Origin of the sequence: Raoultibacter massiliensis (assembly GCF_900199545.1) — a bacterium.
GTDB classification, from domain to species: domain Bacteria; phylum Actinomycetota; class Coriobacteriia; order Coriobacteriales; family Eggerthellaceae; genus Raoultibacter; species Raoultibacter massiliensis.
Map to the genome: position 1 here is coordinate 635140 of NZ_LT962671.1, position 26587 is coordinate 661726.

General features: G+C 57.5%; 22 protein-coding genes and 1 other RNA gene. 22 read left to right on the top strand and 1 reads right to left on the bottom strand.

Annotated elements, in window-relative coordinates:
- Nucleotides 1-199: 199 nt before the first annotated feature.
- Genes C1719_RS06835 through C1719_RS06855 form a run of 5 tightly spaced genes read left to right on the top strand, consistent with a single transcriptional unit; the run spans nucleotide 200 to nucleotide 3690 of the window.
- Nucleotides 200-649 (top strand): 4Fe-4S dicluster domain-containing protein, encoded by a 450-nt coding sequence (locus tag C1719_RS06835; RefSeq protein WP_245874407.1) that lies wholly within the window; start codon nucleotides 200-202, stop codon nucleotides 647-649.
- 15 nt (nucleotides 650-664) lie between these two features.
- Complete coding sequence (locus tag C1719_RS06840) at nucleotides 665-1312, top strand: TorD/DmsD family molecular chaperone (RefSeq protein ID WP_102374424.1); 648 nt, start codon at nucleotides 665-667, stop codon at nucleotides 1310-1312.
- A 19-nt stretch (nucleotides 1313-1331) separates the two neighbouring features.
- Nucleotides 1332-2234, top strand: coding sequence for an NrfD/PsrC family molybdoenzyme membrane anchor subunit (gene nrfD / locus C1719_RS06845; RefSeq protein WP_102374425.1), 903 nt, complete (start codon nucleotides 1332-1334; stop codon nucleotides 2232-2234).
- A 37-nt stretch (nucleotides 2235-2271) separates the two neighbouring features.
- Nucleotides 2272-2715 (top strand): GntR family transcriptional regulator, encoded by a 444-nt coding sequence (locus C1719_RS06850; protein WP_245874409.1) that lies wholly within the window; start codon nucleotides 2272-2274, stop codon nucleotides 2713-2715.
- A 39-nt stretch (nucleotides 2716-2754) separates the two neighbouring features.
- Entirely contained in the window at nucleotides 2755-3690 is a 936-nt protein-coding gene (locus tag C1719_RS06855; RefSeq protein WP_102374426.1) for a slipin family protein, read from the top strand.
- A 33-nt stretch (nucleotides 3691-3723) separates the two neighbouring features.
- On the opposite strand, the gene C1719_RS06860 is transcribed toward C1719_RS06855, so the two are convergent.
- Nucleotides 3724-4239 (bottom strand): YaiI/YqxD family protein, encoded by a 516-nt coding sequence (locus C1719_RS06860; RefSeq protein WP_102374427.1) that lies wholly within the window; start codon nucleotides 4237-4239, stop codon nucleotides 3724-3726.
- A 110-nt stretch (nucleotides 4240-4349) separates the two neighbouring features.
- On the opposite strand from C1719_RS06860, the gene C1719_RS06865 reads away from it, so the two are divergent.
- The 17 genes from C1719_RS06865 to C1719_RS06950 all read left to right on the top strand — a co-directional run bounded on the left by C1719_RS06865 (nucleotide 4350) and on the right by C1719_RS06950 (nucleotide 26548).
- Nucleotides 4350-5546 (top strand): M20 metallopeptidase family protein, encoded by a 1197-nt coding sequence (locus C1719_RS06865; RefSeq protein ID WP_102375966.1) that lies wholly within the window; start codon nucleotides 4350-4352, stop codon nucleotides 5544-5546.
- 200 nt (nucleotides 5547-5746) lie between these two features.
- On the top strand, nucleotides 5747-7684 hold the full coding sequence (gene htpG / locus C1719_RS06870; RefSeq protein WP_102374428.1) for a molecular chaperone HtpG: 1938 nt from the start codon (nucleotides 5747-5749) through the stop codon (nucleotides 7682-7684).
- A gap of 156 nt (nucleotides 7685-7840) precedes the next feature.
- The gene (locus C1719_RS06875; RefSeq protein ID WP_180963512.1) at nucleotides 7841-8536 is read left to right on the top strand and encodes a pentapeptide repeat-containing protein; all 696 of its coding nucleotides are present in this window, start codon (nucleotides 7841-7843) and stop codon (nucleotides 8534-8536) included.
- A 210-nt stretch (nucleotides 8537-8746) separates the two neighbouring features.
- Nucleotides 8747-9892 carry a M42 family metallopeptidase gene (locus C1719_RS06880; protein ID WP_102374430.1) on the top strand — a complete coding sequence of 382 codons (1146 nt, stop codon included), beginning with the start codon at nucleotides 8747-8749 and terminating at the stop codon, nucleotides 9890-9892.
- The gene (gene smpB / locus C1719_RS06885; RefSeq protein ID WP_102374431.1) at nucleotides 9889-10353 is read left to right on the top strand and encodes an SsrA-binding protein SmpB; all 465 of its coding nucleotides are present in this window, start codon (nucleotides 9889-9891) and stop codon (nucleotides 10351-10353) included. Before C1719_RS06880 ends, smpB begins: the two co-directional genes overlap by 4 nt.
- A 38-nt stretch (nucleotides 10354-10391) precedes the next feature.
- Nucleotides 10392-10973 carry a hypothetical protein gene (locus tag C1719_RS06890; protein WP_102374432.1) on the top strand — a complete coding sequence of 194 codons (582 nt, stop codon included), beginning with the start codon at nucleotides 10392-10394 and terminating at the stop codon, nucleotides 10971-10973.
- Nucleotides 10974-11108: 135 nt separating this feature from the next.
- Nucleotides 11109-11477, top strand: a transfer-messenger RNA (tmRNA) gene (ssrA, locus tag C1719_RS06895).
- A 1254-nt stretch (nucleotides 11478-12731) separates the two neighbouring features.
- Nucleotides 12732-12953: a helix-turn-helix transcriptional regulator gene (locus C1719_RS06900; protein ID WP_039689461.1), complete on the top strand. Its 222-nt coding sequence runs from the start codon at nucleotides 12732-12734 to the stop codon at nucleotides 12951-12953.
- A gap of 138 nt (nucleotides 12954-13091) precedes the next feature.
- Nucleotides 13092-14906 (top strand): phage/plasmid primase, P4 family, encoded by a 1815-nt coding sequence (locus tag C1719_RS06905; RefSeq protein WP_180963513.1) that lies wholly within the window; start codon nucleotides 13092-13094, stop codon nucleotides 14904-14906.
- Between the two features lie 621 nt (nucleotides 14907-15527).
- Entirely contained in the window at nucleotides 15528-15986 is a 459-nt protein-coding gene (gene mobC, locus C1719_RS06915) for a plasmid mobilization relaxosome protein MobC (protein WP_102374434.1), read from the top strand.
- Nucleotides 15986-17515, top strand: coding sequence for a relaxase/mobilization nuclease domain-containing protein (locus C1719_RS06920; protein ID WP_102374435.1), 1530 nt, complete (start codon nucleotides 15986-15988; stop codon nucleotides 17513-17515). Before mobC ends, C1719_RS06920 begins: the two co-directional genes overlap by 1 nt.
- A 319-nt stretch (nucleotides 17516-17834) precedes the next feature.
- On the top strand, nucleotides 17835-18392 hold the full coding sequence (locus C1719_RS06925; protein ID WP_102374436.1) for a ParA family protein: 558 nt from the start codon (nucleotides 17835-17837) through the stop codon (nucleotides 18390-18392).
- 249 nt (nucleotides 18393-18641) lie between these two features.
- A complete protein-coding gene (locus C1719_RS06930) occupies nucleotides 18642-19682 on the top strand; it encodes an adenine-specific methyltransferase EcoRI family protein (protein ID WP_102374437.1) in 1041 nt (346 codons plus the stop codon).
- Nucleotides 19682-20806: a GmrSD restriction endonuclease domain-containing protein gene (locus tag C1719_RS06935; RefSeq protein ID WP_102374438.1), complete on the top strand. Its 1125-nt coding sequence runs from the start codon at nucleotides 19682-19684 to the stop codon at nucleotides 20804-20806. The genes C1719_RS06930 and C1719_RS06935 overlap by 1 nt, the downstream gene beginning before the upstream one ends.
- Nucleotides 20807-20974: 168 nt before the next feature.
- On the top strand, nucleotides 20975-21199 hold the full coding sequence (locus C1719_RS06940) for a hypothetical protein (RefSeq protein ID WP_102374439.1): 225 nt from the start codon (nucleotides 20975-20977) through the stop codon (nucleotides 21197-21199).
- Nucleotides 21200-21217: 18 nt separating this feature from the next.
- Nucleotides 21218-23938: a DUF4116 domain-containing protein gene (locus C1719_RS06945; protein WP_102374440.1), complete on the top strand. Its 2721-nt coding sequence runs from the start codon at nucleotides 21218-21220 to the stop codon at nucleotides 23936-23938.
- Nucleotides 23939-24070: 132 nt separating this feature from the next.
- Nucleotides 24071-26548: a recombinase family protein gene (locus C1719_RS06950; RefSeq protein WP_102374441.1), complete on the top strand. Its 2478-nt coding sequence runs from the start codon at nucleotides 24071-24073 to the stop codon at nucleotides 26546-26548.
- The last annotated feature ends 39 nt before the right edge of the window (nucleotides 26549-26587 follow it).

Genomic DNA, 26587 nt, shown 5'->3' on the forward strand with positions numbered 1-26587 from the left:
GCAACGAACATCGTTTGCTCGAAACCGCTCGACGGCGGCTCAGGGGGTTAGACGAGGTGCCGTCGAAGCGGTTCGATGGATGCGGGGCGGGATTATTGTGAGCCAGTACGGGTTTTTCGTCGATTCGACACGATGCATAAAATGCTACGCCTGCGAGGTTTCCTGCCAGCAATGGCACGGGATGAAGGCGGGTACCTTCATGCGCCGAACGGTGCACGAGGAATGCACGGGCGTGTTCCCCCGAGTGAAGCGGTTGTTCACGTCGCTTTCGTGCATGCATTGCGAGCAGCCCGCCTGCGTAGGCGTTTGCCCGGTCGGTGCTTTGTCGAAACGCAACGAGGACGGTTTGGTGGTCGTCGACAAGCGGAAATGCATCGGATGCCGCAGCTGTGCGCTGGCGTGCCCCTTCGACGTTCCGCGTTATGGAGACAAGAAGGTCATGGACAAGTGCGATGCGTGCTTGAGCCTGGGGAGAAAGCGAGACGAGGCACCCCGTTGCGTGAATACCTGCCCTACGAAGGCTTTGCATTTCGGAAGCATCGAGAGCATGGAAGCGCTTGCCGTTAAGAAAGGCGGCAGGCGGATGGAAGGCTATACGGTTCCGTCGGTATTCGTCGCGTCCGCCGAAACCCGATCGGAGAATCAATGAACGAGGAGAACGATTATGCGATATGCAATGCAGGAGAGCGCCGAGCTTCTTGACGATACGGCCATGCGGAAAGCGGTTTTCGAATTTTTGTCGGCGGCGTATCTCAACGAGATGAGCGGGGAATTCCTCGAAGGCCTCAAGCGCGATCCGATCGAGTTCGAAGGCGAGCTCGGGGCGTTCATCGATTCGCTGGCTGTAGCCGATCTGGAAGCCGTGCGGGTTGATCTGGCTTCCGAATACGCAAGGATATTCCTCGGTATGAGCCCGTCGCCGGTCGCTCCGTACGAATCGGTATACATGAGCGATCTGCACATTCTCATGCAGGAGCCGCGTGACGAGGTGCTTGGGTGCTACCGGGAAGAGGGCGTCTCCGCGGCGAAGGATCTGAGGCTCCCCGAAGATCATATCGCTTTCGAGTTCGCGTTCATGGCGCACATGTGCCAGAAGGCGATCGACGCTTTGCGCTCTGGCGACGAACGCGAAGTGCGGCGTTGCCTGGCAAAGCAGCAGGAGTTTTTAAGCAATCATCTTCTTGCGTGGGCGCCCGATCTTTGCGCCGACGTGCTAAAGCGGGCCCATACGCCGTTCTATCGGGGCGTTGCGCAGTTGACGCAGGATTTTCTCGAGTCCGACCGCTCCTATCTTTTAGAGCTTGCCGTTTAGCGGCTCGTGGAGTCGCGCCGTGGTCAATTCGTTCATCGCATGGTATCTCTTTCTCGCCGGGATGGGAGGCGGTGCGTTTCTTATCGGCGCCGTCGTCGATATCGCTTTGAGGTTTTCCGATAGCGAGCGTTTGGCGAGAATAGGCGCAGTGACCGACGGGGGCCTCATACTGGGTCCGGCGGTCGTTGTTTTGGGTGCGGTTTTCCTACTGGCTGATCTGGGGTCCCCGGAGAGGGCGTTTCAGGTGTTTTTCACGCCTTCGGCGAGCCTGCTGACGATCGGTTCGTGGGCGATTGCGGTGTTTTGCGCATGTTCGGTTGCGGCGTTGTTGGTGGGGGGCATGGTCGAAACCACGGTTTCGAGAGTGGCGGAGGCTGTTTTGCACGGGCTTGCCACGTTGGCAGCTTGTTGCGTCATCCTGTACTCCGGCATATACCTTTCGACGTTTCCGACGGTTCCGTTTCTCCACACTCCCGTCGTCCCTGTTCTGTTCGTTGCGTCTGCGCTTTCTACCGGCATGGCGTTGCTGATGATCTTTGGGTTCGTCATTCGGGATCACGAGGACGTTCTCGAGGGCATGGCGGATTGCGCGCGGATGGATCTTGCGCTGATAGCCGTCGAAGTGGTTTCGCTCTGTGCGTTTCTGTGGCTGTCCTTCGGCTCTTCTTCCCAGGCGGCCGATTCCGCCTATGCGCTCTTGTTCGGCGAGCAGGCTGGTTTGCTCTGGCTTGGCGTTGTTGCGGTTGGCATGGCCGCTCCTGTGGTGCTCGAGGCGGCGCACCTTCGGGGGGCCGATCCGTTCGTGCTTGCGATCGGGGCTGGATGCGTATCGGTTGGGGGCCTTTGCCTGCGGTACGCCTTGTTGCTTGCAGCCGTAAGGTACAGCGCCGTAGATATGAGTGCGGTTGCTTTTTGGGGATGATGAGAGATGACATGATGCCAGTTCGTTTAATGATACTATGGTGTTTATGATTGATGAGGCGATCGATAGGGAAGTCGCAAGCGATGCGATGGGGACGTTCCAGGTGGACGAGCGCAGCGTCGTGCCCATCTGGATTCAGATTCGCAAGAGAATCGTGTACCTCATTACATCGGGGAAGTATAAAACTGACGAACGGTTGCCTTCAGTGCGCGATCTGTCCGTTCGCCTCGGCGTCAACTACAACACCATCAACAAGGTGTACCAGGATCTTGAGCGAGACGGCTTTATCTTCACGAAGCGGGGAAAGGGGACGTTCGTCTCTGATGTTGCTTCGATTGAGTACTGTCCCGATGACGGGGAGATGGAAGCACTTGCAGCCGATTTCGTTGAGAACGCCCTCGGCAAGGGAATGGAGCCTGAAGATATCATCGATCTCGTGAGAAGCGAAATCGTTAAGCTTGAAGGTCCGAAAGGGATCTGATTCAGAAGCAGTACCCGTGCAACTCAGGAGGGGTGAGCTATGCGCAATAGGAACGGAAGGCGAGAAGACGGGATGGGGGCCTCCCGAAGCTCTGCAATGAAAGGCAGTGCGCCGAAGGGGAAGAAGACTTCGCGCAACGGGGTGTATTTGTTCTCGCTGACCATTTTCTTAATCGGGCTTGCGGCGGTCCTCGTTGCGTTCTGGGGGAATTTGTCGGTGCCAGCCATCATTGTGGCCATCGTCGTGGGGTTCATCTTGGCATCGAGCATTCGCATCGCTCCGCAGTGGGAACGAGTCGTGGTGCTGCGACTCGGGAAGTTCAACCGCATCGCGGGCCCCGGACTCTATCTGCTCATTCCGATCGTGGAGCATGCCGCCGCCCATGTCGACCAGCGAATCATCACCACCCCGTTCACAGCGGAAGAGGCGCTTACTGCCGACCTCGTTCCACTTGACATCGATGCGGTGCTGTTTTGGCTGGTCTGGAATCCCAAAGACGCCTGCGTCGAGGTCGAGGATTACTCCTCGGCCATTTGGTGGGCCGCGCAAACCGCCCTGCGCGATGCAATCGGGCGCATCAACCTTGCCGAGGTGGCGACACGGCGCGAGCAGCTCGACAACGAAATCAAGGAAATCCTCGATGCGAAAACACGCACGTGGGGCATTACGGTGGTATCGGTTGAGATCAGGGATATCGCCATCCCGAAGGAGCTTCAGGACGCCATGTCGAAGGAGGCTCAGGCCGAGCGGGAGCGCAATGCGCGCCTTTTGCTGGCCGAGATAGAAAAAGACATCTCAGAGATGTTCGTCGAAGCTGCCGCCGTGTACGATCAAAATGATAAGGCGATGCAGCTGAGAACCATGAATCTGATCTACGAGAGCGTGAAGGAGAAGGGCGGTCTCGTGATTGCGCCGAGCGCGTTCGGGGAGGCTTTCAATAACATAGAGGGGTTCGTAAAGCAGCCGAAGGCTTGACGGGCGGCGATCCTGCTGTCTGCGTCGCGCTGGCTAGGATTCCATCTGCCCGCGTATCAGCCGATCGAGGTTGGCTGCGAACATCGCGCGATCGTCTTCGGTGAACGTCGCCGGTCCTTTTGTCCTGCCTCCCTGTCGGCGCACTTTCTTTTCTTGGTGGCGAATTTCCATATCCATATCGATGGTTGCAAGCGAAAAGACCCTTCCGCGGACGCCGATGGCTTTCGCTTTTCGGCCGAGGGCCATGGCGGCAAGGCCGATATCCTGCGTGACCACGATATCGCCCGGCGAAAGTTCTTCGACGATTGCGAAATCGGCGGAATCGGAACCGACGGCGACGGGCAGCGTATCGACCCAGAACCCGCCGGTTTCCTCACGCGGGTCGGCGCGGCGAATGTGGCGAGTGAGGTTCTGCGTCGAGTTTCCCGCAATAACCGCACGCAGCGAATGCTTGCGGGCGGCGGCGATCGCCTCCGCGGTTACCGGGCAGGCGTCGGCGTCGACGAAGATGGTCGGGCGCGTCGTGCTATGGTCTTCGCTTCGGGACATGGGATTCCTTTCTCGATCCTGTCTTATTGTACCCGACCTGTAACTTGCGTCCTGCGGGGTTCATGATCGAGAATAGGTCGTGACCGATGAACGCGAGGGAAGTGGCGCAAATGAATCATCTGAATCTGCGCAGCGAAGCCGAAGCGCTTCGCGAAGACATCGTTGCTGACCGCCGCTGGCTCCACGAGCACCCGGAGCTGGGATTCGATCTGCCCGAAACGACGGCTTACGTTGCGAAGCGACTGCGCGACATGGGGTACGAACCCGAAGAGATCGTTCCGAGCGGATTGGTCGCCCTCGTCGGCGATACATCCGGCCCGTGTTTTCTGTTGCGCGCCGATATGGACGCGCTTCCCCTCAAGGAAGAGGCCGATGTTCCTTTCGCTGCAACCAACGGCAGGATGCATGCGTGCGGGCACGACGCCCATGCTGCAATGCTTTTGGGAGCCGCGCAGATGCTGAAGAATCACGAGGCGGATCTTGGCGGCTGCGTGAAGCTCGTCTTCCAGCCCGATGAGGAAGGCACTGCTCCCGACGAGACGACGGGAAGCGGCGCGATGGTAGCGGCAGGCGTTTTGGAAAATCCCGCAGTGGGAGCCGCTGCCGCCCTCCATCTGATGACGGTCGACTATGCCCGGGGTCGGGTTTACACGCGGCTCGGCACGGCGTTTTCGTCGGTTGACGATATCGACATCCAGATCATCGGAAAAGGCTGCCATGGATCGCAGCCTCAGCACGGCATAGACCCCATCAACATCGCCGCCCATGTGTTCCTTGCGTTGGAGAACCTCGTTGCGCGAGAGACCGATCCGACCGAGCAGTGCGTTTTGACGTTCGGTTCGATTCACGGAGGCGCTGCTGCGAACGTCATTCCCGACGCCGTTTGCATGCTGGGCACGCTGCGCACGGTATCGGAGAGCACGCGATCCCGCATGAAAGAGCGCATATCCGAGCTGTGCGAAAGCATGGCGGAGGGATTCGGGGGAAGGGCGACGGTGCGGTTTCTCCGCGGAGTTCCGAGCGTATGCAACGATCCCGCTCTGACCGAAGAACTGATCGGCTACGTAGAGGAGGAGGGTGTTGCCGAGGTCAGTCTGCTCGAAAAACCGATTGCCGGCTCCGACGACATGAGCGTGATATCGCACGAGGTTCCCACATGTTACTTCGTGCTGGGATCCGGTTCGGCCGAGGAGGGTTTCGCGCATCCGGTCCATAGCCCCCGTATCGTGTTCGACGAAAGCGTGCTTTCGCAGGGCGCCGCCCTTGCGGCGACTGCAGCCATGCGATGGCTTGCCGCCCGCACGTAGCGGCGGTTTTGGGATTGCCGCGGGCTGTTGCAGTCGGATCCTTTGCGGGTTTCGGTTTCGGCATCCTTATCGAAGAGAGTGCCTCGCGGTCTTGACAATCTTTTTCGTGCTACTAAAATCTCTTGTTGGCACTCGAACATTGAGACTGCTAAAAATGCCGCTCATAGTTGTGAATAGTATCCGTAAGGAAGGTAATCGGTATGCGCAAGTTCAAGACTGAGAGCAAGAAGCTGCTCGACCTCATGATCAATTCGATCTACACGAACAAGGAGATATTCCTTCGCGAGCTCATTTCGAACGCATCGGATGCGGTCGATAAGCTCTACTTCAGGAGCCTGACCGATTCGGAGATCAAGATCTCCAAGGATGATCTGGCTATTCTCGTTTCGTTCGACAAGGCGGCCCGCACGATCACCGTCTCCGACAACGGCATCGGCATGACCAAAGACGAGCTCGATCGCAACCTCGGTACGATCGCCCATTCCGACAGCCTTGAGTTCAAATCGGAAAACTCCGAAACCCAGGGCGAGGACATCGATATCATCGGCCAGTTCGGCGTGGGCTTCTACTCGGGTTTCATGGTGGCTAGCAAGGTCAAGGTCATTTCGCGCGCCTACGGTTCCGACGAGGCGTATTCGTGGGAGAGCGATGGCGTCGAAGGCTACACCATCAAGGAAGCCGAGCGTGAAAGCCACGGCACCGATGTGGTTCTCGTGCTCAAAGAGGATACCGACGAGGAAAACTACGATGGCTACCTGAGCGAATACAAACTCAAGAGCCTCATCAAACGCTACAGCAACTATGTGCGCTATCCCGTGCAGATGGAGGTGGAGAAAACCCGCGAACTGCCCAAGCCCGAGGATGCGGGAGATGATTACAAGCCCGAATACGAGCATTACGAGGAGCTTGAAACCATCAACTCGATGATTCCCATCTGGAAGCGCCCGAAATCGGAAGTCAGCCAGGAAGAATACAACGAGTTCTACAAATCGGATTTCCATGATTTCTCCGATCCGGTTCGCACGGTCTCGATCCATGCAGAAGGCTCGTTCTCCTATGATGCGCTGCTGTTCGTTCCAGGACGCGTGCCGTTCGATCTGTACAGCAAAGATTACAAAAAGGGCCTTGCCCTCTACAGCTCGAACGTGCTCATCATGGAAAAATGCGAAGAGCTCGTTCCCGACTACTTCAACTTCGTGCGCGGCGTGGTGGACAGTCAGGATCTTACGCTCAACATCTCGCGCGAGACGCTGCAGCACAACAGCCAGCTGCGCGCCATCGCGAAGCGCATCGAGAAGAAGATCAAGTCCGATCTTGCCGATATGCGCGACACCGATCGCGAGGGATACGAGAAGTTCTTCGAGAATTTCGGACGCGGCATCAAGTACGGCATCTATTCGAGTTACGGCATGAAGAAAGACGAGCTTGCCGATCTGCTGCTGTTCTACTCCGCGAAACAGGAGAAGATGATTACGCTCGACGAATACGCGAAGCTCATGGGCGAGGGGCAGGAAGCGATCTTCTATGCGGCGGGCGATTCGATTGACCGTCTGGCGAAGATGCCCATCGTCTCAACCGTTCTGGGTAAGGGCTACGACGTGCTCTTGTGCACCGAAGACGTCGACGAGTTCTGCATGACCGCAATGGCCGATTTTGCCGTGCCCGACGACGATGATCCTGATTCTCTGACGGCGTATCCGCTTAAGAACGTAGCGGGCGGCAATCTCGGTCTTGAGACCGAAGAGGAAAAGGAGGCCGCAGAGGCTGTCGAGAAGGAAAACGAGAGCCTCTTCGATGCGATGAAGGAGGCGCTCGGCGACAAGGTGACGAAAGTGGCCGTGTCCACGCGCCTGAGCGATTCTCCGGTTGCGCTGACGGCCGAGGGTCCGATCTCCCTCGAAATGGAGCGCGTGCTGTCGTCGTCGCCCGGGGCCGATGACGTCAAATCGGAACGCGTGCTCGAGGTCAACGCCGAGCATCCGATCTTCGAAACGCTCAAGGCGGCTCAGGATGCAGGCGATGGCGACAAGGTGAAGCTTTACACCGACATCCTGTACAATCAGGCGCTGCTCGTCGAGGGCATGCCGATCGACGATCCGGTTGAATACGCCCAGGCGGTTGCCAAACTCATGGTGTAGCGACCTTATCTCATCCGTTACGGAATGCGCCCGCGCGACCTGTCCGCGCGGGCGCATTTGCGTAGCAGCCCTCGGTTGGGCTCGGGTATCGGCTTTGCCAAGCGGGTTCACGTTGCGGGCGATTCGTCGGCGCGTGCCGAGCGGCTATGGGGTACTATGAAAAGCTGCGATTTCGATACTCCGTTTGAGGAAGTGACCCCTGTGCCCGATGCGCCCCGTATATCCGCGAACCTTTCGAGCGTCCCTGATCTGATCGAGGCGACCATCGACGATCGTGCCGCCGAACGCCCCGTATACTCGCTGGTCGTCGAAGGGCAGACATGCGAGGGCGTCGATCTGTCGCGGCTCGAGCTTTTTTCTTCGCACCTGCTCCGCTGTGCGTTTCTCGCTTCCGATCTATCGAATGCCACCTTCGAAGACGTTGCGTTCGAGCAGTGCGATTTTTCGAATGCGGACATCTCGTCGGCGTATTTCCTGCGTTGCTCGTTTTCCTCGTGCCGCTTCGTCGGTGCCGACTTCTCCGAAACGGTGTTCAAGCATGCAACGGTGACGGATTCGACGTTCCAGTACGCGAGTTTCACGCGAGGGGGCTTCGATGCCTGCAGTTTCGAGGGGTGCGACTTCTCCCAAGCCTCGATAGCGGAAGCCGAACTGAAGCGCGTTGAGTTCTCGCAATCGCGGCTGACGAACGTCGACTTCTTCAAGACGAGCTTGCGCGGGGTCGATCTGTCCGACAACGATATCGCGGGATTCCTTGTGTCCGATACCATGCGCGAGCTTTCCGGATGCATCATGGACCCCTACCAGGCGGCATCGGTGGCACGTAAGCTCGGTATCGTGGTGAAGGAGTAGGCCGCGCAAGGCGGGCTGTGCGCGGCTTTCCTTGCCGCACGTTTATGTGCGCAAGGCAACGCTTGCCTGCCTGCTCGGCAAACGCCGTTGGGGGAACTGTCGCGAAACGGTATAATGTGCCCGAAACGCATAAGCGCCCGTTTCCAGCTGGTCGCCTGCGCGGATTGCGCGCAGCGTCCGTGGGGATCGCATGTATAAGGAGTATCTGATATGAAGAAGAAAGATGTGAGGTTTCTCAAGCGCATGCTTGAGACCCCCTCGCCGACCGGCTCGGAAGAGGCCGTTGCCGCCATCGTGCGCGAACGCCTTGCCGATTCGGCCGACGAGATCGAGACGAATGTGCTCGGGTCGGTTCACGCGACGCTGAGGGGGACCGGCGAAGGTCCGTCCGTCATGCTCGCCGCCCATATGGATGAAGTCGGCCTCATGGTCACCTATATCAGCGACGAGGGTTATTTGAGCGTGGCTGCCATCGGCGGCGTCGATGCGGCGATTCTTCCCGGCATGCGCGTGGACGTGCACGCCGAAGGCGAAACGCTGCGAGGCGTTGTGGGGCGCAAGCCCATCCACCTCATCACGCCCGACGATCGCAAGAACGTTACACCTCTCGACAAACTGGTCATCGATCTCGGTCTTCCTGCGAAAGCCGTGAAGAAACGCGTGCGCGTGGGCGATTCGATCACCTACGGCGTCGGTTTCGAGCGTTTCGGCAAGGGCATGGCCGTTTCGCGGGCCTTCGACGACAAGGCCGGCGTGTGGGTTGCCGCGCGCGTACTCGAAGAGCTTGCGAAAGCGGGCCGTGCGAGCGGTGATTTCGTGGCGGCGGCAACCGTGCAGGAGGAGATCGGCGTGCGTGGGGGAGAGACCTCCGCTTACGGTGTGCACCCCGATGTCGGTCTGGCGTTCGATGTCACTCATGCAACCGATTATCCAGGCATCGACAAGGCGAAACACGGAAACATCGCATGTGGCCAGGGTCCCGTCATCGCGCGCGGGCCCAACATCAACCCCATCGTATTCGACCGGTTGGTCGCCGCAGCCGAAGCCGAGGGCATACCGTACCAGATCGAAGCCGAACCCGGCGTTACGGGCACCGACGCCCGCGCCATCCAGATATCGCGGGGCGGAAAAGCGACGGGGCTGATTTCGGTTGCTCTGCGCTATATGCATACGCCCACCGAGGTCATCTCGCTTTCCGATCTTGAGGCGACCGTGAAGCTCATCGTGCGATTCGTGCTCGATCTCGACGAATCCGTTTCGTTCGTGCCGGGTATGGCGGGTGCGATCGGTTCGGTCGAGTCCGAAGATGCGGGTACCGTAGATGAGCAGGGAAGCGGAACGGAATCTGCCGAATGAAGCATGAGGAGAAGATAATCGCCAAGAACAAGCGGGCGTTCCACGAGTACGAAGTGCTCGATCGCTTCGAGGCGGGCATCGAACTCAAAGGTACGGAGGTGCGCTCGCTGCGCGACAACAACTGTCAGCTCACCGATGCGTTCGTTACTATCCGAAACGGCGAGGCGTGGCTTCATAACCTGCACATCGCGCCCTTCGTCAACGGCAACATCAACAACGTCGACTCTGATCGCAAGCGCAAGCTCCTGCTCCACAAAAAGGAGATCAGGCAACTGCAGGAAGCGGTCAAAGAGAAGGGCATGGCAATCGTGCCCCTCAAGATGTACTTTGCGAAAAACGCGCTCGTGAAAGTTGAGATTGCCATTGCGCGCGGCAAGAAGCTTTTCGACAAGCGGGCAAGCATGGCGGCGCGAGATTCGCGTCGCGAAATCGAGCGTGCGCTCAAAGAACGCAGCCGGTAGACCGAGCGTCGCGTTGTGCGACAAGAATAGGAGCAGCAATGAATTTGGACGAAGAGCTCGAGGTGCTGGAAGACGGCGTGGAAACGGAAGGCATCGCTGCCGAAGACGAGTCCGACCTTGAAATAGAAGACGAATTCGAGGACGCCGCCTTGGGCGTCGATGCCGATGAGGAGACCCTCGAAGAAGTGTATAAGGATTTCGAGAACGACGAAGCCGACATCGATGGCGCGGGTGCTCCGAACACCGGCTTCGAGATCGTTGACCTCGAAGAGTTCGAAGGGGAAGCCGAGGAAGACGACGAGGAGTACATCGAAGTCGAACTTGAAATCGATGAAGATGACATCGAGAGCTATCTGCTCGACGAAGACGGCAACGAAATAGGATTCACCCTGCTCGATGAAGACGGTAACGAAGTCGAATACTTCTACGTCGAAGACGAGGAAGCCGAGGAAGACGATGAAAACGAATTCGATCTCGGCATCACGAAGGAAGGCGTCGCCCAGGCCACGAGCGACATCAACTCCATCTACAAGGACGGCGTTGCGGTGGCGGCAGAGCTCAAAGGGGCGTTCGACGATATCAAATCGGCCTTCGATTTCAAGAGCGTCTTGAAGAAGTAGCGAACGAGTGCTAGGATAGAACGTCCTCGCAGGCACCGGCTGGCTACAGCACCCTGCGGATGCACTTTGAAAAGGTGGGGCCATCGACCCATGCAGCATCGCTGCAGTTCGGCCGCTTGGGCGGCGCATACTTTTGGGGGCGACTGGTTTCGACATGGTAAGTTTGAAATGAGGAGCAAGTCGTGGTCTCCTCGCCACGTTAAACAGGGGTACAGTCAATTTAATTGGCAAAACCAAAACTCAGAGCGCTCCGGCGCTCGCCATGGCTGCTTAATAGCGCCTGGCTGTCGGCCTTGGGGTTTCCCCGACCCTCGGTTCGGCATCATCTAAGGGGAACGCTCTTGGACACGTGGTCGGTATGGTCCAAGCTAAGATCGAACCGGCTAGGAACCGTTTAGTCCGTCAACGAGCAGAGCGGCTCCGAATCTTTTTCGTTGACTAAGCTTGTAGGGCCTCATGGATGATTTAGTATGGACCGGAGTTCGATCCTCCGCGCCTCCACCAAAAGAGGAAGCGTCGAACTCTTCTTTTACAAGAATGAGTTTGCGCTTGTGTATAGGTTGGGGGACGCCTGATGGCGTCCCCTTTCCGTTTTTGTTGCCACGAAACGCCGTAATTTGCGTTTTAAGACGTTTTAAGCCCGTTGGGGTACTCGTGTACCACTCGGGCTTTTTTCGTGCCTTAAAACGCCTCTGAAGCGGTCTGAGGGATATTCGAGCGCACATGTGCATCTCGCATCCGCTCGATGCAAGGGTGGCCGCCCTGCGGGCGGCAGTCGGATGTGGGTGGACGTACAGAAGGGGTGCGGCATGGGCTTGGCATGACATACGCCCCTCCGTCTGGCCGGCAACTACGGCGCTTCGCGCCTCCGTTGCCTTCGAGAAGGTACGCATGAGGCATGCGAAACCGTATTGGATGGTTCTCATGCTTTTCCGTGTACCCAACATGCGATGAGGCGAGCCGAGGGCGCAGCCCGAGGCGTAACTAGCCTGCATTGAGGACGCGAAGCGTCCGAAATGCGCACCTGCTTAGGACAGAAGAATCACCCGTTCCCTCGTTTATGAGCGTTTTGCCTGACCACATGCTGACCACATGACCAGAAGAAAAAATGATGTGGTCACCATCTGGTCAGCTAAATCCCCTGTCGCCATCAGGCTTTTTGCAATTCCTGACCAGATGACCACATCATTTAGGACTTATTTATAAAAATTGAAAAGGCTATTGAATACGCGTAAAGAAATAAAGTTTGTCGGATTTCATCTGGTCATCTGGTCATCTGGTCAGAACGAAAAAAATCCCTTGATAAAAGAGGGGATTTCATTTTCAAGAGCTGACCAGATGCCATTTTGATGTGGTCATACATGTGGTCAGCCCTCACGTGTACCTCTTGTCGCAGTCGTTGTTTTCCGGGTGGTGCGGCGGGTTGCTTTTTCGAGCCTTTCCGTTCGTTTATGAGCGGAAATAGGCTCTGAACTGCGGCTACGGGAAAATTGATATTGCTTCAATTGTCTCAATGGTGTACAATGGAATGCATATAGATGAATGGCTCAGCACCCGTCCCGTCCTTGATGCGGGGTTGCTATCGGGAATAGGAGCCGAGCGCTCGGTCGAATAGGCCGTGCGTCACGGGCGAAACAACGAACACGAAGCTCCCGTGGAAACCGAGATAGACAAGGCTTTGCGCCTCTGTCCCTCTTTGGTTTCCACGGGAGCTTTTTTGTTTCGCGAAAAGGACTTTGAACATGGAGGTGGCTGGTTATGGCTAAAGGAAAGAAGCAGGTAAAAGAGGTAAAGCCCTCTTACATGACGACGCGCGAGGTGGCGGCGTTTCTCGGTTTGAGCGCGGGGACGCTCTGCACCTGGCGCTATCAGGGCAAGGGTCCGAGCTACTACAAGGTCGGAAACGCGGTTCGCTACAAGATTGACGACGTCGAGGCGTGGAAGAACGCGAACGTGAAGCACGTCGAGCTGACGAATTAAGGAGGTGAGTTTATGGCTGATAAAGAAAAGAGCAGTTCCCCCGCCGCCACAGCAAAGGGAACCGCTCCGTCTAACTATAAATATTTTAGCTCATTACCGCCCATTTTTCAAGTATCTGACCCGCAGACAAAAGATGAGATGAAGAGGGGGCGTGCGTATGACGAGGGGAATCAGGGCGAGGCGTACAACCCTGACTACCTGTACGGCGGGGAGAACTATCACAAGGCGCTCAGCGATGTGGTGAGCTATGTGTTGCGCGACTGCGCGGGCGATGGCCTGTCCGCTCTCTCGGACGTCGTGGTCAAGGTGACGAACGCCCTTGTGGCGTGGGTCAACCTGTCCGAGCCGCCATCCAATCCGGAGGCGGGCAAGATTTACGGCAGGGGCTTTCGCTGGCCGAGACTCAAGAGCATCGACCCCGTGCAGGCCGCCGAGCTGGTGTTCTCGCAGGAGGTCATCCGCATGGTCTGCGTCAAGGAGACCGTGGACAAGCCGACCTCGGAGGGCGTGCTCGCTATGTACGACCCCGACGAGGGGATTTACCGCGAGATTGGCGACGGGCAGATTGACCTGTGGTGTCAGGAGGTCGTGGGCGCTGTGAACGGCAACTGGAAGAAGAACTTCGTCCAGAAGCTGCACGACATGGCATCGCGTCGGGAGAACCGCGTGTGCGAGTGCGATAACCCGTCTCTGGTCTTCATGGCCAACGGAATCTGGGATTACGAGGAGCGCGTCCTGCGCGAGTTCTCCCCCGGGGTCGTTGCGCTCAGGAAGAGCGCCACGCGCCTCCCCGACAAGGAGCCGCCCGTCCCCGAGCACACGATGCCGGATGGCTCGAAGATTGACTTCTGGCAGCTGCTGGACTCCTATGTCCCCTACGACGGCGGGCGCGACCTGCTCGTCAAGGTGGCGGGGGCGTCCCTGCGCAGTTACCACAACTGGCGCGTCATGGTGACCTTCTACAACCAGACGGGTCACAACGGGAAGAGCACCTTCCTCGATTGCCTCAAGTCGCTCGTCGGCTACGACGGGTGCATGACCTCAAGCCTCGCGCTGCTTGCCGGCGGCGGGGATGGCGGACGGTTCGGCGTGTCGAACATCGTGGGGGTCTCCCTCATCACGTGCGAGGACTCCGATTCGGGTGCGTACCTGAAGGACAACTCGCGCCTGAAGTCAATCATCTCGCATGACGCGATAGGCGTGGAGCGCAAGAACAAGGGCATGTTCGACTACACGCCCCACGCGCTGATTGTCTGCGCCGCCAACGACATCCCGAAGACCCGCGACAAGGGGGACGCTTGGCTGGCCCGCAACATCTACGTCCCGTTCACGGGGCAGTTCGTCGGCAAGGCCGACGACAAGACCATCCGTTCCGAGTGGGTCGTGTCCCCCGAGTTCTGCGAATACCTGGCCTATCAGGCGCTGGTGAAGTGGGACCGGTATTACGAGCTGCCCGAGCCTGAGGAGGCCGCGCAGCTGAAGCGCGAATGGGTTCTCGGCAATGACACGGTGGCTGAGTTCTGGGAGGACGTCAAGGATTCGATTAGGGCCGATTTCGTGCCGAATGAGTACCTGTCCATGCGCTACGACGAATGGCTGGCCGCGGAGCACAAGGGTATGCGGATGCAGATGAGCCGTAAGGCGTTCATGGCCCGAATCGTCGAGCTTGCGTGCTCCGACGGCGAATGGACGCAGAGCAAGGATGCGAGCGGGTCCGTCCTCAAGACGAGCTGCGAGAAGTGGTGCCCCGGCTTGACGGTCTACCGCACGCGAGATGGCTATGGTGGCGCGGGCGGATTGGTCTACTTCTTGGGCAGACGTCGCGGGATTTTCCGCACGGTCGTCCTCGATTACTGCACCGCCCATGGCACGACTCCCGCAGACCTCGGTGCCGGTTACGCGGCGGTGAGGGAGCAGCTTGGTCTTGCGACGGATACAGAAGACGACGATTAAGGAGGAATAGATTATGGCGACGAAGAGGTTTGATGACGTGGCCGAGAAGGCACGTGCGTTAGAGGCTCAGGCGAAGAAGCTGCGCCGCGAGGACGAAGGCTTACGCCGACGCGCTCGTGACGGTTTTCCCTGAAGTGAAGGACATGGGTTCGGCGGAAGAGGTCCTTGACTTCGTCAAGGGACTGAAGCCGGGCACCGGACACGGAACGCCGGATGCGCGCGCCGCTGGCGCTGCGGATTCCGGTCATGTTCCTACCGCAGAAGCTGGAGAGTCGTCGGAAGCGCACGGCGGTTTTTCCGGCGCGGCCTACCAAGGGTAGCCGTGCCGGGTTCCACCGAGGGATTCGGGTTCCATGTCGGACAGGGGAAGTCGTTCCCGTGTCCGACATGGACGGGCGAGGCTCGGTGGACAAAAGGCGGGGGTTCGAAGGGGACGGCGCAGCCGCCCCCTCGCAAGCTGACGGAGTAGGGCAAATTGCGAGAATCGCAATTTGTACGTACGAAGTCAATGCTTGCTCTTTTCCCCTTTGCGCAGAGACGTTGCGAGATTAGCCGAAAACGGCATTTCGGATTGTCCGCCGCAGGCGGGCGTTTCGGATAGCAGCAAAGGAGGTGTTCCGCATGGCGGAAACGTATGAAAAAAGAAGCGGGAAGGCGACGCGCCAGAAGTACGTGAAAGACCGCCGTGACAAGGTGGTTCAGGTGCGTATGAGCGACGCGGAGCTTTCCCTGCTGGACGAGCAGCGCGGGACGCGCTCGCGTTCCAATTTTCTTCGCGGCGCGCTGTACGCGAGTCGGTACGCGCCGCCCAGCCGCGAGGTGGTTCTGGACGTCCCGGCCCTGGACCGCGTCCGTGTCGAGCTGAACCGCATCGGCGTCAACATGAATCAGATTGCACGCGCGCGCAACCGGCGCTTGAGCGGCATGGGAATGCTCGACGCGGCGCGTGAGGAAATGAGGACGAAGGACGAGGCGGAAGCGTTCCGCGATTTCCGCGATTCGGTGGACAAGCTCCGGGCGCAAGTCGATGGACTGCGTGCGGATTTGCAGGCGTACGTGGAGACGGGAGGTGATGTCTGATGTCAACGACGCATGTGCAGTCGCTTCCGAACGTGCGCGGGCGCATGTCGTACACCGAGTTCGGCGAGGGAAAGTGCAGACGCGCTCATCTGGAAAACGGCACGGACCGCATCGCCGCGCAGATGGGTGACGCCGCCTCGAGAGGGGACTTCATTGTCTACTGCGAGGGGCAGAGGCATCGCCACCCGAACGCGGTCAACGAGGGCTACGAGCTGCGCATCTCATGGGCGACCGACGAGCTTGACCCAAGCAAGGCCGACGACATCCAGCGTGGCATGGAGTACGCGTACACGCTGTGCCACGAGCTTGCCCCCGACTCCATGTGCTGGGTCACCATGCACGTGGACGGCGAGGGAGGCTGCGTGCATGCGCACGCGACCATTGCGAACCACGACGCCCGTACCGGTCAGGTCATCAACAAGGGGGACACGAGCCTCTACGCTCCGCGTGTGAAGGCGGTCAATGACGAGCTGAGCCGTGCGTGCGGCTTTCAGGTGCTGGGAGCGGACAGGGAGATATCCCTCTGGGAGCAGAAGCGCGAGACGTTCCAGCCCGGTTCTTTCGACAGAAGGCTCGGCGACAGGGTGGCGGGTGCCCGCGACCGCTCCGGCACGCTGGACGAGTTCAGGCGCAATCTCGGGCTGAGCGGCGTGACGCTGAAGGAGACCGCGAAGACCGACAGGAAGACCGGCGAGGTCACGACGGGATGGTCCTACAAGGCTGTGGACGAGTGGGGACCGAAGCGCCGCACCCGCAAGCGCCGTGCCTCCAACCTCGCCGACGACCTGACCCGCGAGGGCATCGAGGCGTACTTCGAGGCGAAGCAGCGCGGGCTTGAGGTACCGCAGCAGGACGCCCCGGCGCCGGAAGTCCTTCCCGACGTGCCCGAGACGGCCGAACCGGCAGAACAGTCCTTTGCGGATTCCGTTCTCGACGTGTACGACCTCGACCGGGCGTACGTGTCGGAGATGGCGTCCGACCTTCAGAGGGCGCACATCCACCGCTCACGCGATAAGGGCAAGCCCTTCATGGACGAGCGCTATCAGCAGATTGTCGAGGCGCACAACCACCCGGACGAGCAGCTGGCGAAGCTGCGCGAGGACGTGGACGCCGCAAGGCGCGAGTTCCATGCCTCCAAGGAGGCACGCGACACCCTGCAATACCCGTGCCCGGGGCTTCTGGCCGGCATGCACGTGTTCGCCAAGGCGGGGCGCGACGCCCGTGACCCCGTGTCCCGCATGATGGCCGACATGACCGCCATGATGCTGCGCATGTTGATTCAGGAGGCGCTCGCGGAGGAGCGCCGCAGGCAGCGCGAGGAGGCGGAGAGGCGCGTCTACGAGTTCCGCAAGAGCATGTGGGGTGCCGAGAAGCGCCTCAAGGCGGCGGAGAAGGCGCTGTCCGACGAGGACGAGCGCGAGAGGCGTCTGAAGCACGAGCGCATGCAGCGCCGTGTCAAGGAGGCCGAGCAGCGTGCGCCCGTGAGGACGCCGAGGTCGGCGGACAAGGACACGCAGTTCGACGAGTAGCCGAGAAGATGAGGGAGCAGCGTCAGGCTGCTCCCTTTTCAAGTTCCCGCTCGCGGGCTACGAAGAGACCTTCAGAAGGGCTGTTGATGGACGTACACGCAAGGGGCGGAAAATCGGGGTTTTCGTCGTCCGCTCATTTATGAGCCGGATTCGGAAAACGCGGTGGAGCGGACGGAGCGAAGCGAGGGCGTGAAGCCCGTTTGGAGACCAGCAAAAGCCCAGACAAAGCCCAGAAAGTGGCAGTTGAACACGCGTTTGTCGGCTCGTATAATTAAATATGGAAATGCGTAATTGATTAAATATATAGCAAGGTGAGGATATGAAGACGATTCTGGTATGCAATCAGAAGGGCGGCGTTGGCAAGTCCCTGTGTGCCGACGAGATTGCCTTCTCCTTCGAGCGCTCCGGCATCCCCGTGAGCTTCTACGACTTGGACACGCAGGGCGGCACGCTGCACAAGACGCATGAGGCGGACGGTGCGCAGGTCGCCGTGGTGGACACGCCGGGGGCCTTGCAGGAGGGGCTGGCGGACTGGCTGAAGGAGGCGGACGTGGTGGTCATCCCGACCAGGACCACGTCGAGGGACATCGAGCCGCTGATGCGCATGCGCAAGGCGGTGTTCAAGAACAGTCGCGCGAAGATTGTCTACGTGATGAACGGGTGGAACCGCTTCAAGGCGTCCCGCGACTTCATGGAGTGGTTCGAGGGTCTGGCGGGCGACCAGACGGTGGCCACGCTGCCCCAGTCCGAGGCGTTCGTTCAGGCGGGAGCCGCCGGCAAGTCCGTGGTCGAGTTCGACCGACGCGGCAAGGCTGCGAAGGCGACTCTTTCTCTGGTGGGCACGGTGCGCGAGGCTGCGGGGTTCCCGAAGGAATAAGCAATTGATGAATTAAGTAAAAATTGAATGACGGAGTTCACGAGTATAAGCCCTGTTAAGGCATGAGCGGCAAGCCTATAAGACCTTAGGAACCTACCGACTGTGACGGGTCGGTCTGGGACGGGCACAGCGTCTGAAATCGCACACATGTGACGAGCGGTGAACGAAGGCGACTATCCATGGGATAGGTGTCTTCGGTTGCCGCTTTTTTTCGTGGCTCCTCCGTCAACTGACGAGAGGAGACATGAAATGGCAGGTAATAACAGTAATTTAGGCGCTGCAAAGCGTGCGAAGAACGATGAGTTCTACACCCAGTTGACGGACATCGAGAAGGAACTCCGTCATTATCGTAAGCATTTTAAGGATACGACAGTGCTCTGCAACTGCGACGACCCGTTCGAAAGCAACTTCTTCAAGTTTTTCGTGTTGAACTTCACCCGTCTCGGATTGAAGAAGCTGATTGCGACGTGTTATGAGGGGTCGGCCGTTGCCGAGTACCGTGACGGCAAGGCGAAGCCCTATAAGGCGGTCGTCACAACGGTGCACGACACGACCGGGGACGGCGGCGTGGATATGGAAGACGTCCGTAACCTGTTTGAGCTTGGCGAGAACGAGCTTGTCGAGCTGGAAGGCGACGGCGACTTTCGCTCCGAGGAGTGTTTGGCGCTGCTCGATGAGGCGGACATCGTGGTCACGAATCCGCCGTTCTCGCTGTTTCGAGAGTATGTGGCCGTCCTGATGGAGCATGAGAAGAAGTTTGTGATTGTTGGTAATAAGAACGCAATTACGTATAAGGAGATTTTTCCGCTTCTGAAGGATGACGTAGTGTGGCTTGGCTGTGAGTCGCCTTGTGAATTCTTTACTCCAGAGGGTATGACGAAGAAAGTCAACGGTTTGACGCGTTGGTTCACGAACCTCGACATCAAGAAGCGCCACGAAGAGCTGATTCTGGTCAAGAAGTATGCGGGACATGAGGATGAGTACCCGACGTATGACAATTACGACGCTATCGAGGTGTCGAAGGTTGCGGATATTCCGTTTGATTACGACGGCGTTATGGGTGTGCCGATTACGTTCTTGGATAAGTACAGTCCTGACCAGTTCGAGATTATTGGTTGTAGTCTGGAAATCGCTACGCCGATTAAATCAGTAGCTAAATCGAATGATGTTTATCAGCAAGGCGGTAATGCTTTTTATATACGTACATCTGAGCATCAGTTACGTCGTTTATATGACCGTATTGCTATTCGTAACAAGCATCCTGAACAGCCGAAGGAGGTACAGCAGTAATGCATATCGAAGAGCGCAAGGTGACCGTTCGCGAGGTCACCGAAGGATATTTCAACGACGCCGAGGAGGGCGTTGTCGGCTACGACGAGCAGCTGGACATCCGTCCGAAGTACCAGCGCGAGTTCGTCTACAAGGACAAGCAGCGCGATGAGGTCATCCGTACCGTGATGAAGGGCCTGCCCCTGAACGTCATGTACTGGGTTGACCGAGGCGAGCAGTACGAGGACGACCCGAACGAGCCGAGGTACGAGGTTCTGGACGGCCAGCAGCGCACGATTTCGCTGTGCGAGTACGTTGACGGGTTGTTCTCCGTGGATGACAGGTATTTTTATAACCTGCCGGGTGACCAGCAGGCGCAGATTCTCGACTACGAGCTGTTCGTGTACGTCTGCGAGGGAACGGATTCCGAGAAGCTGGAGTGGTTCCGCATCATCAACATCGCGGGCGAGCAGCTTACCGACCAAGAGCTGCGCAACGCGGTGTATGCGGGTTCGTGGGTGTCCGACGCCAAGCGCTTTTTCTCGAAGACGAAGGGTCCGACGAAGGATATCGGAGCCAATGACTACTTGAAAGGCACGGCCATCCGTCAGGAGTTCTTGGAGACGGCCATCTCTTGGGCCGCTTCAGCCGAGGGAAAGTCCATCGAGGGCTATATGGCGGAGCATCAGCACGACCCGAGCGCAGTGATGCTTTGGAACTACTTCTGCTCGGTCATCGACTGGGTGAAGGCCGTGTTCCCGAAGTACCGCAAGGAGATGAAGGGTCTCCCGTGGGGCTTGTTCTATAACGAGCATCACGAGCGCCGCGACCTCGACCCGAAGGCGCTTGAGGAGCGCGTGAGCGCGCTGATGGCGGACGAGGACGTACAGAAGAAGTCCGGCGTCTATGAGTACCTGCTGACGGGCAACGAGAAGGCGCTGTCCATCCGCGCGTTCGAGCAGCGTACGAAGCGTGCGGCATACGAGCGTCAGGGTCACAAGTGCGCCATCTGCGGCGAGGAGTTCGAGTTCGAGCAGATGCACGGCGACCATATCAAGCCGTGGAGCCGCGGCGGGCACACAACGCCGGATAACTGCCAGATGCTCTGTCGCGATTGCAACCTGAAGAAGGGCGCGCAGGAGTAAGCCGACAAAGCCCGTCGCTTTTTTCTTGCTCTGGTGGACACGGTGCGCGAGGCTGCGGGGTTCCCGAAGGAATAACCGCAGGTCAGAGGTGTTGTCCATCTGGACAAATGCGTCTCGATGATGTATAATTGTACAAATATGTAAATGATTAAAGGAGGTCGAGCCGCCATGGCGAACATGTTCGAGAAATACGCTGCCGACCGCGAGGCCGAGCAGAAGAAGATAGAGAAGGCCGTTGTCGCCGATACGACGGCGGACGAGAAGCGCACGACGCTCTCGCTGTCGCTCACCGTGAGCGATAAGAAGGCGCTCAAGATGATGGCTGCGGAGCGCGAGACAACGATTGCCGCAATCATCCACGAGTGGGTGCAGGAGCACGTTCGAAAAGATTAAGAGAGGGGGTGACAAGACATGGAAGATGGCCTTGCTGTTCGTTCATCGGGATTGATAGAGCGCTTGGAGAGAAAATCAGAGGTAATGGGTAAGGACAACCCGTTTTACTGGTATCTCCATTTGAAAGAGCTTGGAAAGCGAGCACAGACGAAGGAGATGGTTGATGAAGCCGTTAACGGCTTCAGCGTCAACAATCCCGCATATACGATTCTCAAAGTTATTGCGAAAAAGTATCTTACGCGCGAAGTGTGTGAGATTGCGGTGAGCAAGAACGGCTTGAATTTGGAGTATGTGCCCGAACAATATCGGGATATAGCTATATGCCTGGCAGCTGTGCAAAGCAACGGCAGTGCTTTGAGAGAGGTTCCTGAGCGGATATTGCTCGGAGATAAGGGCTATGAGATATGTCTGGCAGCTGTACGCAATGGAGGACTGGCTCTTTCGTTTGTGCCTAAATGCTACTTGCGCGGAAAAGAGGGAAAGGCTCTTTGCGAGGCGGCTGTGAAGGCGAATGGGTATGCACTTGAATTTGTTCCGAAACGCTTGATAACAAAAGAGCTTGCCAAGGTGGCTATTGAGGCTCCTTTTCCGGTCAGAGAGCTTCTTTGGCCGGATGGTTCGCGTTCGACTCGGAGTGCCTACCGTAGCTATTGCTCGGTATTGTCGTTTGTTCCCAAAAAGTGTATGTCGGAAGAGCTTGTCGCCTTATCCGCTCGGCTTTACCCTGAGAGCTTGCAGTACGCGCCTGCTGAATTTGTTTCTCGCGACCTTTGCTTTGAAATGGTTGAGCGGGACCCCATGAATTTGCGATACGTACCCCAACTCGATAAAAAACTGGTGAATTATGCACTCAAGTCTAATCCGCGGGCGATTTTGGCTATCCCCGCATCTTTGTTGACGACAAAACTTTGTCGTGATGCTTTGCGGATGGACCCTTCTATTCCCATCGAAAGGTTTCCTGAAGACATTCGCAAGAAACTGGAAAAGGAGTTTCGGTCAGACACCTTCATAAAGTATGAGCCAATTGCTCTTGAAACGCCTGTTTCTACTGATAAAGACACGCAGATAGTTTCGGGCACAGAGGAAGCGCATGCCTATGATTTATCTGTCGCTGATGGCTCTGTCGATGTTATTTACTATATAACCGACATCCATCTTGAGCATCAGCTCGTAAAACGGCCTTTCGATATCCTAAAGCTGTCTTTGCCTGAAATACAGCGTCGCATTAATGAAAAGATTGCGGAACTCTTAGCGTCTGTGCCGAGCACTCATGGCATCTTGCTTATTGGCGGCGATGTGGCGGATAGCGTTGAGTTAGAAGCGCTTTTTTACAAGCAGCTCGGTTCGTTCGATGGCTGGCAAGGAAAGATTATTTCTGTTCTGGGAAACCACGAGTTATGGGATGGCGACCCGATAGGGCTTAAACCTGCGCGACCGATTGATGAAATCGTTGCCAATTATCGACAAGCGATGTCTCAAGCAACGCTGCTGGAAAATGAACTGCTCATTGTTTACAAGGGGCTTCGTAGCGAGATATTGGATGAGGAGACGATTCTTAACGCAAGCGATGAGGAGCTTGCCGAAGTATGCGCCAACTCAACGTTCCTCGTACTTGGCGGAATAGGATTTTCTGGATTAAATCCGGTCTTTAACGCTGAGATGGGATTATATCGTGCAGCAGTTTCGACAGAAGAAGACATCGCGAGGTCAAAGCGTTTTCGAGCGGTGTATGAGAAGGTTCTGGCGAGTGCGGAAAACCTTCGGGTAATCGTGCTAACCCATACGCAGATGGCAGACTGGTCTGATGCCCAATACAACCCTAAGTGGATTTATGTAAGCGGTCACACCCATCAGAACAGGTTCTTGCTGCAACGTGATGGTACTGCTGTTTTTTCCGACAATCAGGTCGGTTACCGACCTAAGCCTTGGCGTCTTAACAGCTTTACGATTGATGTTCATAAATACGACCCGTTTAAGGATTTTCCTGACGGCATTCACCTGATTACACGTGAGCAGTATGTTGAGTTTAATCGCTGTCAAGGCATCATGATACAGAGCATGAAATATCCCGGTGCTTTATATGCTCTGAAGCATGGTGGGGTCTATATGTTCGTGCTGGAAAGTGCAAGCGGGTTGTGCCTTCTGGAGGGTGGCAGGCGGCATAAGCTCGACTACGATATCGACTACTACTTCGATAATCTTCCCGAGTACGTCCGAAAAGTACGCTGTGCGTTTGCCCCGTATCGGAAAGCCCTTTCTATGATTTCTGACGAGGTAAGCGCAATCGGCGGAACGGGTACAGTTCATGGTTGCATCGTGGATATAGATTGGTTCAATCACGTATACCTGAATCCATTTGACGGAAAGGTAACCCCATACTTTGCCATGGATATGACTGGCAAGCTGGTTTTCAATAATATGGAGTCGTTGCTCGAAACATCCCCGTTTCCACCGCAGCTGACAGGTGGTGTCTCTATGCTTACGCGTTATTCGTCTTTGGCTAAAGAAGAAAGACTTCCGATTCTTTCCCGCAATGCGAACAAGAAGTGGGACCTTGCCACGGTTCCACAAGTTGTTTTAGATAAGTCGATGTATGAACCGTCTCGCGTTATGCGTTCAATTCAATATATTTTCGACCAGAACGTATTGCGTGTTTGGAATGACGCGGTTCTCTCGATTGAAGATAAGGACGAGGTCGGAGCGCTGACCGGCACGAACAGATTGATTGGTCCGCAATAATAGCAAGCATGCGAAGCCCGTCGCTCTTTTGGGCGGCGGGCTTTATAATTAAATGCGCATTTACGTAATTCATCATATAGGAGGAACTAAGGTGAAAGCCTATAAGCAGAAAAGACAGGGGGTGGTAAACCTATGGCACGTAAGAAGAAATTCGCGCCGAACGACAACAACCTTGCGATAGCGTACTATCGCTTCTCGTCGCACTCGCAAAACGAGGCGAGCATCGACCAGCAGCGCGACCTTGCCCACGAATGGGCGGATGCGCACGGCTTCAAAATCGTGCAGGAGTATGAGGACGCGGCAATATCCGGCACCACGGACGCACGACCGGGGTTCCAGCAGATGCTGTCGGAAGTCGCAAAAATCCGTCCCCATACCCTCATCATGTGGAAGACCGACCGTCTGGGGCGCGACAAGTACGTTCTGGCGATGGCGAAGAAGAAAATCCGCGACGCGGGATGCGAGATTCACCTGCTCGCCGAGCATATCCCGACGGAGGGACCCGAAGGCGTCCTCATCGAGGGGCTGATGGAGGCCATGGCGGAGTATTACAGCCGCCAGCTGTCGCAGAACATCCAGCGCGGCATGGACTACAACGCACAGCACGCCCTGTACAACGGCCACAAGCTGTTCGGCTATGACGTGGACAGGTCCACGAAGAAGTACATCCCCGACCCGAACACGGCGCCGTTCGTGCAGTGGGCGTTTAAGGAATACGCGTCGGGCAAGCCGCTGAAGACCATTGCCGAGGAGATGAACGCGCAGGGCCTGCGCACGCCGAGGAACGCGAAGTTCAGCGTGAACATGCTGAACAAGATGCTCAAGAACCGCGCCTACATCGGCGAGTACCACCACGGCGACATCGTGGTCGCCGGCGGAATGCCCGTCCTCGTCGACGAGGCGACTTTCGAGCACGCGCAAAGGCGGTTCGCCGAGAACAAGCGCAAGGGTTCCCAGCGGGCGCACGGCATGGACGACGCCGAGGCTCCGCGCTATTGGCTCACGGGCAAGCTCTATTGCGGTGAGTGCGGGAGCACCATGCAGGGCGTGTCAGGTACGAGCGCGACGGGACGGACGTATTACTACTACTATTGCTCCGCCCAGCGCAGGAAGGAGTGCCACCTGCACAAGGCCCGCAAGCAAGACCTAGAGGACATGGTGCTGTTCGCCCTGCACAACATCGTCGACGACGAGGAGAACGTGACGGCGCTCGCCCTGGACGCGGCGGAGTATTACGAGAAGAGCCACAACGACACCGCGTATCTCGAGGCGCTGGAGGCGAAGCGCAGGGAAGTGGAGAAAAGCCTCGCGAACCTCGTGAAGGTCATCGAGAAGGGCGTTCTCAGCGATACGGTGACGGAACGTCTCGCGCAGCTCGAAGAGCAGAAGAGCGCCCTGGACGATGCCATAGGGACGGAAAACGTCCGCGTGTCGCTGTGCGAGGACAGGCACAGCATCCAGGCGTACTTCGACAAGTTCCTGCATGCTGACGTGAACGACCCGGAGATTCGAGACCAAGTCTTCGAGTATTTCGTGGACAAGGTCTACCTGTACGACGACAAGCTCGTCGTGAGCATGTGGTTCTCCGAGGACGACAAGCAGGAAATCACGTGGCGGGACTGGTTCTCGCTGGATGAGTATTGGACCGACGAATCCCCTTTTGTTAAAGGGGGAGGCGTCGAGTTCGACTGCTTCCCCCTCGGCTCCACCAACAATGCAGGCCTCCCGATCTGGCAGAATCTCAGATCGGGAGGCTTTTCTTTCTCTTGCATACCGTTTATCGAGCACCTCTTTGCCAATGCCGGATCGATCATCGGAACAGCCGCGTTCGCTTTTCGCGGTCTGAAGAGGTGTGGCACGATCTTTTGGCGGTGCTTGAAGGTTTTGGCCAAAATGCGCGTCGAAGCGCAGGTTGGTTCGGCGACACGAATCGTGTCTTGCCAGAATCGTGCGCCCATGCATAATGGGCGAATGGAAAAACGCAAAGAATTCAACGAGACGCTCGCCCAATTGAGATCGGATCGTGGCATGACGCAGCAACAGCTTGCCGAGCGGTTGCACGTGTCAAGGACCGCCGTATCGAAGTGGGAGACGGGGGGCGGCTATCCGAATCTTGATTCGCTTAAAGACATCGCGGTGCTCTTCGATGTTTCGATCGACGAGCTTCTTTCGGGAAGCGAGGTATTGGGCGCAGCTGAACAGGAGAACCGCACGGCTTCGGACAGCCGGATCGCTGCGGCGTTCGCTGCGCTTGACATTGCGGTGCTGGCACTTGTCTTTCTGCCGCTCTATGGAATTCCGGAACCGGGTTTTATCAGGGCGGCGCCGCTGCCGGAATACTATGCGGCATTGGGCGAGCCGGTGGTTCTGACGTATTTCGTACCGCTTGTGCTTCTGCCTCTCGCGGGCACGGCGGAAGCCGTTACGCGTGCTTTCGGCGCTTCGCCGCGCACGGCGAAAGCGGTCCGAACGATTTCCTTCGGCGTGCACGTGTTCGCCGTGCTGCTGTTTGCAGCGGCGCGCCAGCCTTATGCGACGGCGATCCTCTTCGCATTGCTGGTTGCGAAGACGGCGATCGCGATGCGTGCGCTGAAGCGGCGGGAGCGGTAATCGGTCCGTATGGATGTTCAGATGCTACGAAGGGTGGTT

Excerpts from the sequence above, each read along its gene's own strand:
- C1719_RS06835 (WP_245874407.1), top strand. The coding sequence starts at position 200 with ATGCGCCGAACGGTGCACGAGGAATGCACGGGCGTGTTCCCCCGAGTG.
- C1719_RS06840 (WP_102374424.1), top strand. The coding sequence starts at position 665 with ATGCGATATGCAATGCAGGAGAGCGCCGAGCTTCTTGACGATACGGCC.
- C1719_RS06850 (WP_245874409.1), top strand. The coding sequence starts at position 2,272 with ATGGTGTTTATGATTGATGAGGCGATCGATAGGGAAGTCGCAAGCGAT.
- C1719_RS06855 (WP_102374426.1), top strand. The coding sequence starts at position 2,755 with ATGCGCAATAGGAACGGAAGGCGAGAAGACGGGATGGGGGCCTCCCGA.
- C1719_RS06860 (WP_102374427.1), bottom strand. The coding sequence starts at position 4,239 with ATGTCCCGAAGCGAAGACCATAGCACGACGCGCCCGACCATCTTCGTC.
- C1719_RS06865 (WP_102375966.1), top strand. The coding sequence starts at position 4,350 with ATGAATCATCTGAATCTGCGCAGCGAAGCCGAAGCGCTTCGCGAAGAC.
- htpG (WP_102374428.1), top strand. The coding sequence starts at position 5,747 with ATGCGCAAGTTCAAGACTGAGAGCAAGAAGCTGCTCGACCTCATGATC.
- C1719_RS06875 (WP_180963512.1), top strand. The coding sequence starts at position 7,841 with ATGAAAAGCTGCGATTTCGATACTCCGTTTGAGGAAGTGACCCCTGTG.
- C1719_RS06880 (WP_102374430.1), top strand. The coding sequence starts at position 8,747 with ATGAAGAAGAAAGATGTGAGGTTTCTCAAGCGCATGCTTGAGACCCCC.
- smpB (WP_102374431.1), top strand. The coding sequence starts at position 9,889 with ATGAAGCATGAGGAGAAGATAATCGCCAAGAACAAGCGGGCGTTCCAC.
- C1719_RS06890 (WP_102374432.1), top strand. The coding sequence starts at position 10,392 with ATGAATTTGGACGAAGAGCTCGAGGTGCTGGAAGACGGCGTGGAAACG.
- C1719_RS06900 (WP_039689461.1), top strand. The coding sequence starts at position 12,732 with ATGGCTAAAGGAAAGAAGCAGGTAAAAGAGGTAAAGCCCTCTTACATG.
- C1719_RS06905 (WP_180963513.1), top strand. The coding sequence starts at position 13,092 with ATGAAGAGGGGGCGTGCGTATGACGAGGGGAATCAGGGCGAGGCGTAC.
- mobC (WP_102374434.1), top strand. The coding sequence starts at position 15,528 with ATGGCGGAAACGTATGAAAAAAGAAGCGGGAAGGCGACGCGCCAGAAG.
- C1719_RS06920 (WP_102374435.1), top strand. The coding sequence starts at position 15,986 with ATGTCAACGACGCATGTGCAGTCGCTTCCGAACGTGCGCGGGCGCATG.
- C1719_RS06925 (WP_102374436.1), top strand. The coding sequence starts at position 17,835 with ATGAAGACGATTCTGGTATGCAATCAGAAGGGCGGCGTTGGCAAGTCC.
- C1719_RS06930 (WP_102374437.1), top strand. The coding sequence starts at position 18,642 with ATGGCAGGTAATAACAGTAATTTAGGCGCTGCAAAGCGTGCGAAGAAC.
- C1719_RS06935 (WP_102374438.1), top strand. The coding sequence starts at position 19,682 with ATGCATATCGAAGAGCGCAAGGTGACCGTTCGCGAGGTCACCGAAGGA.
- C1719_RS06940 (WP_102374439.1), top strand. The coding sequence starts at position 20,975 with ATGGCGAACATGTTCGAGAAATACGCTGCCGACCGCGAGGCCGAGCAG.
- C1719_RS06945 (WP_102374440.1), top strand. The coding sequence starts at position 21,218 with ATGGAAGATGGCCTTGCTGTTCGTTCATCGGGATTGATAGAGCGCTTG.
- C1719_RS06950 (WP_102374441.1), top strand. The coding sequence starts at position 24,071 with ATGGCACGTAAGAAGAAATTCGCGCCGAACGACAACAACCTTGCGATA.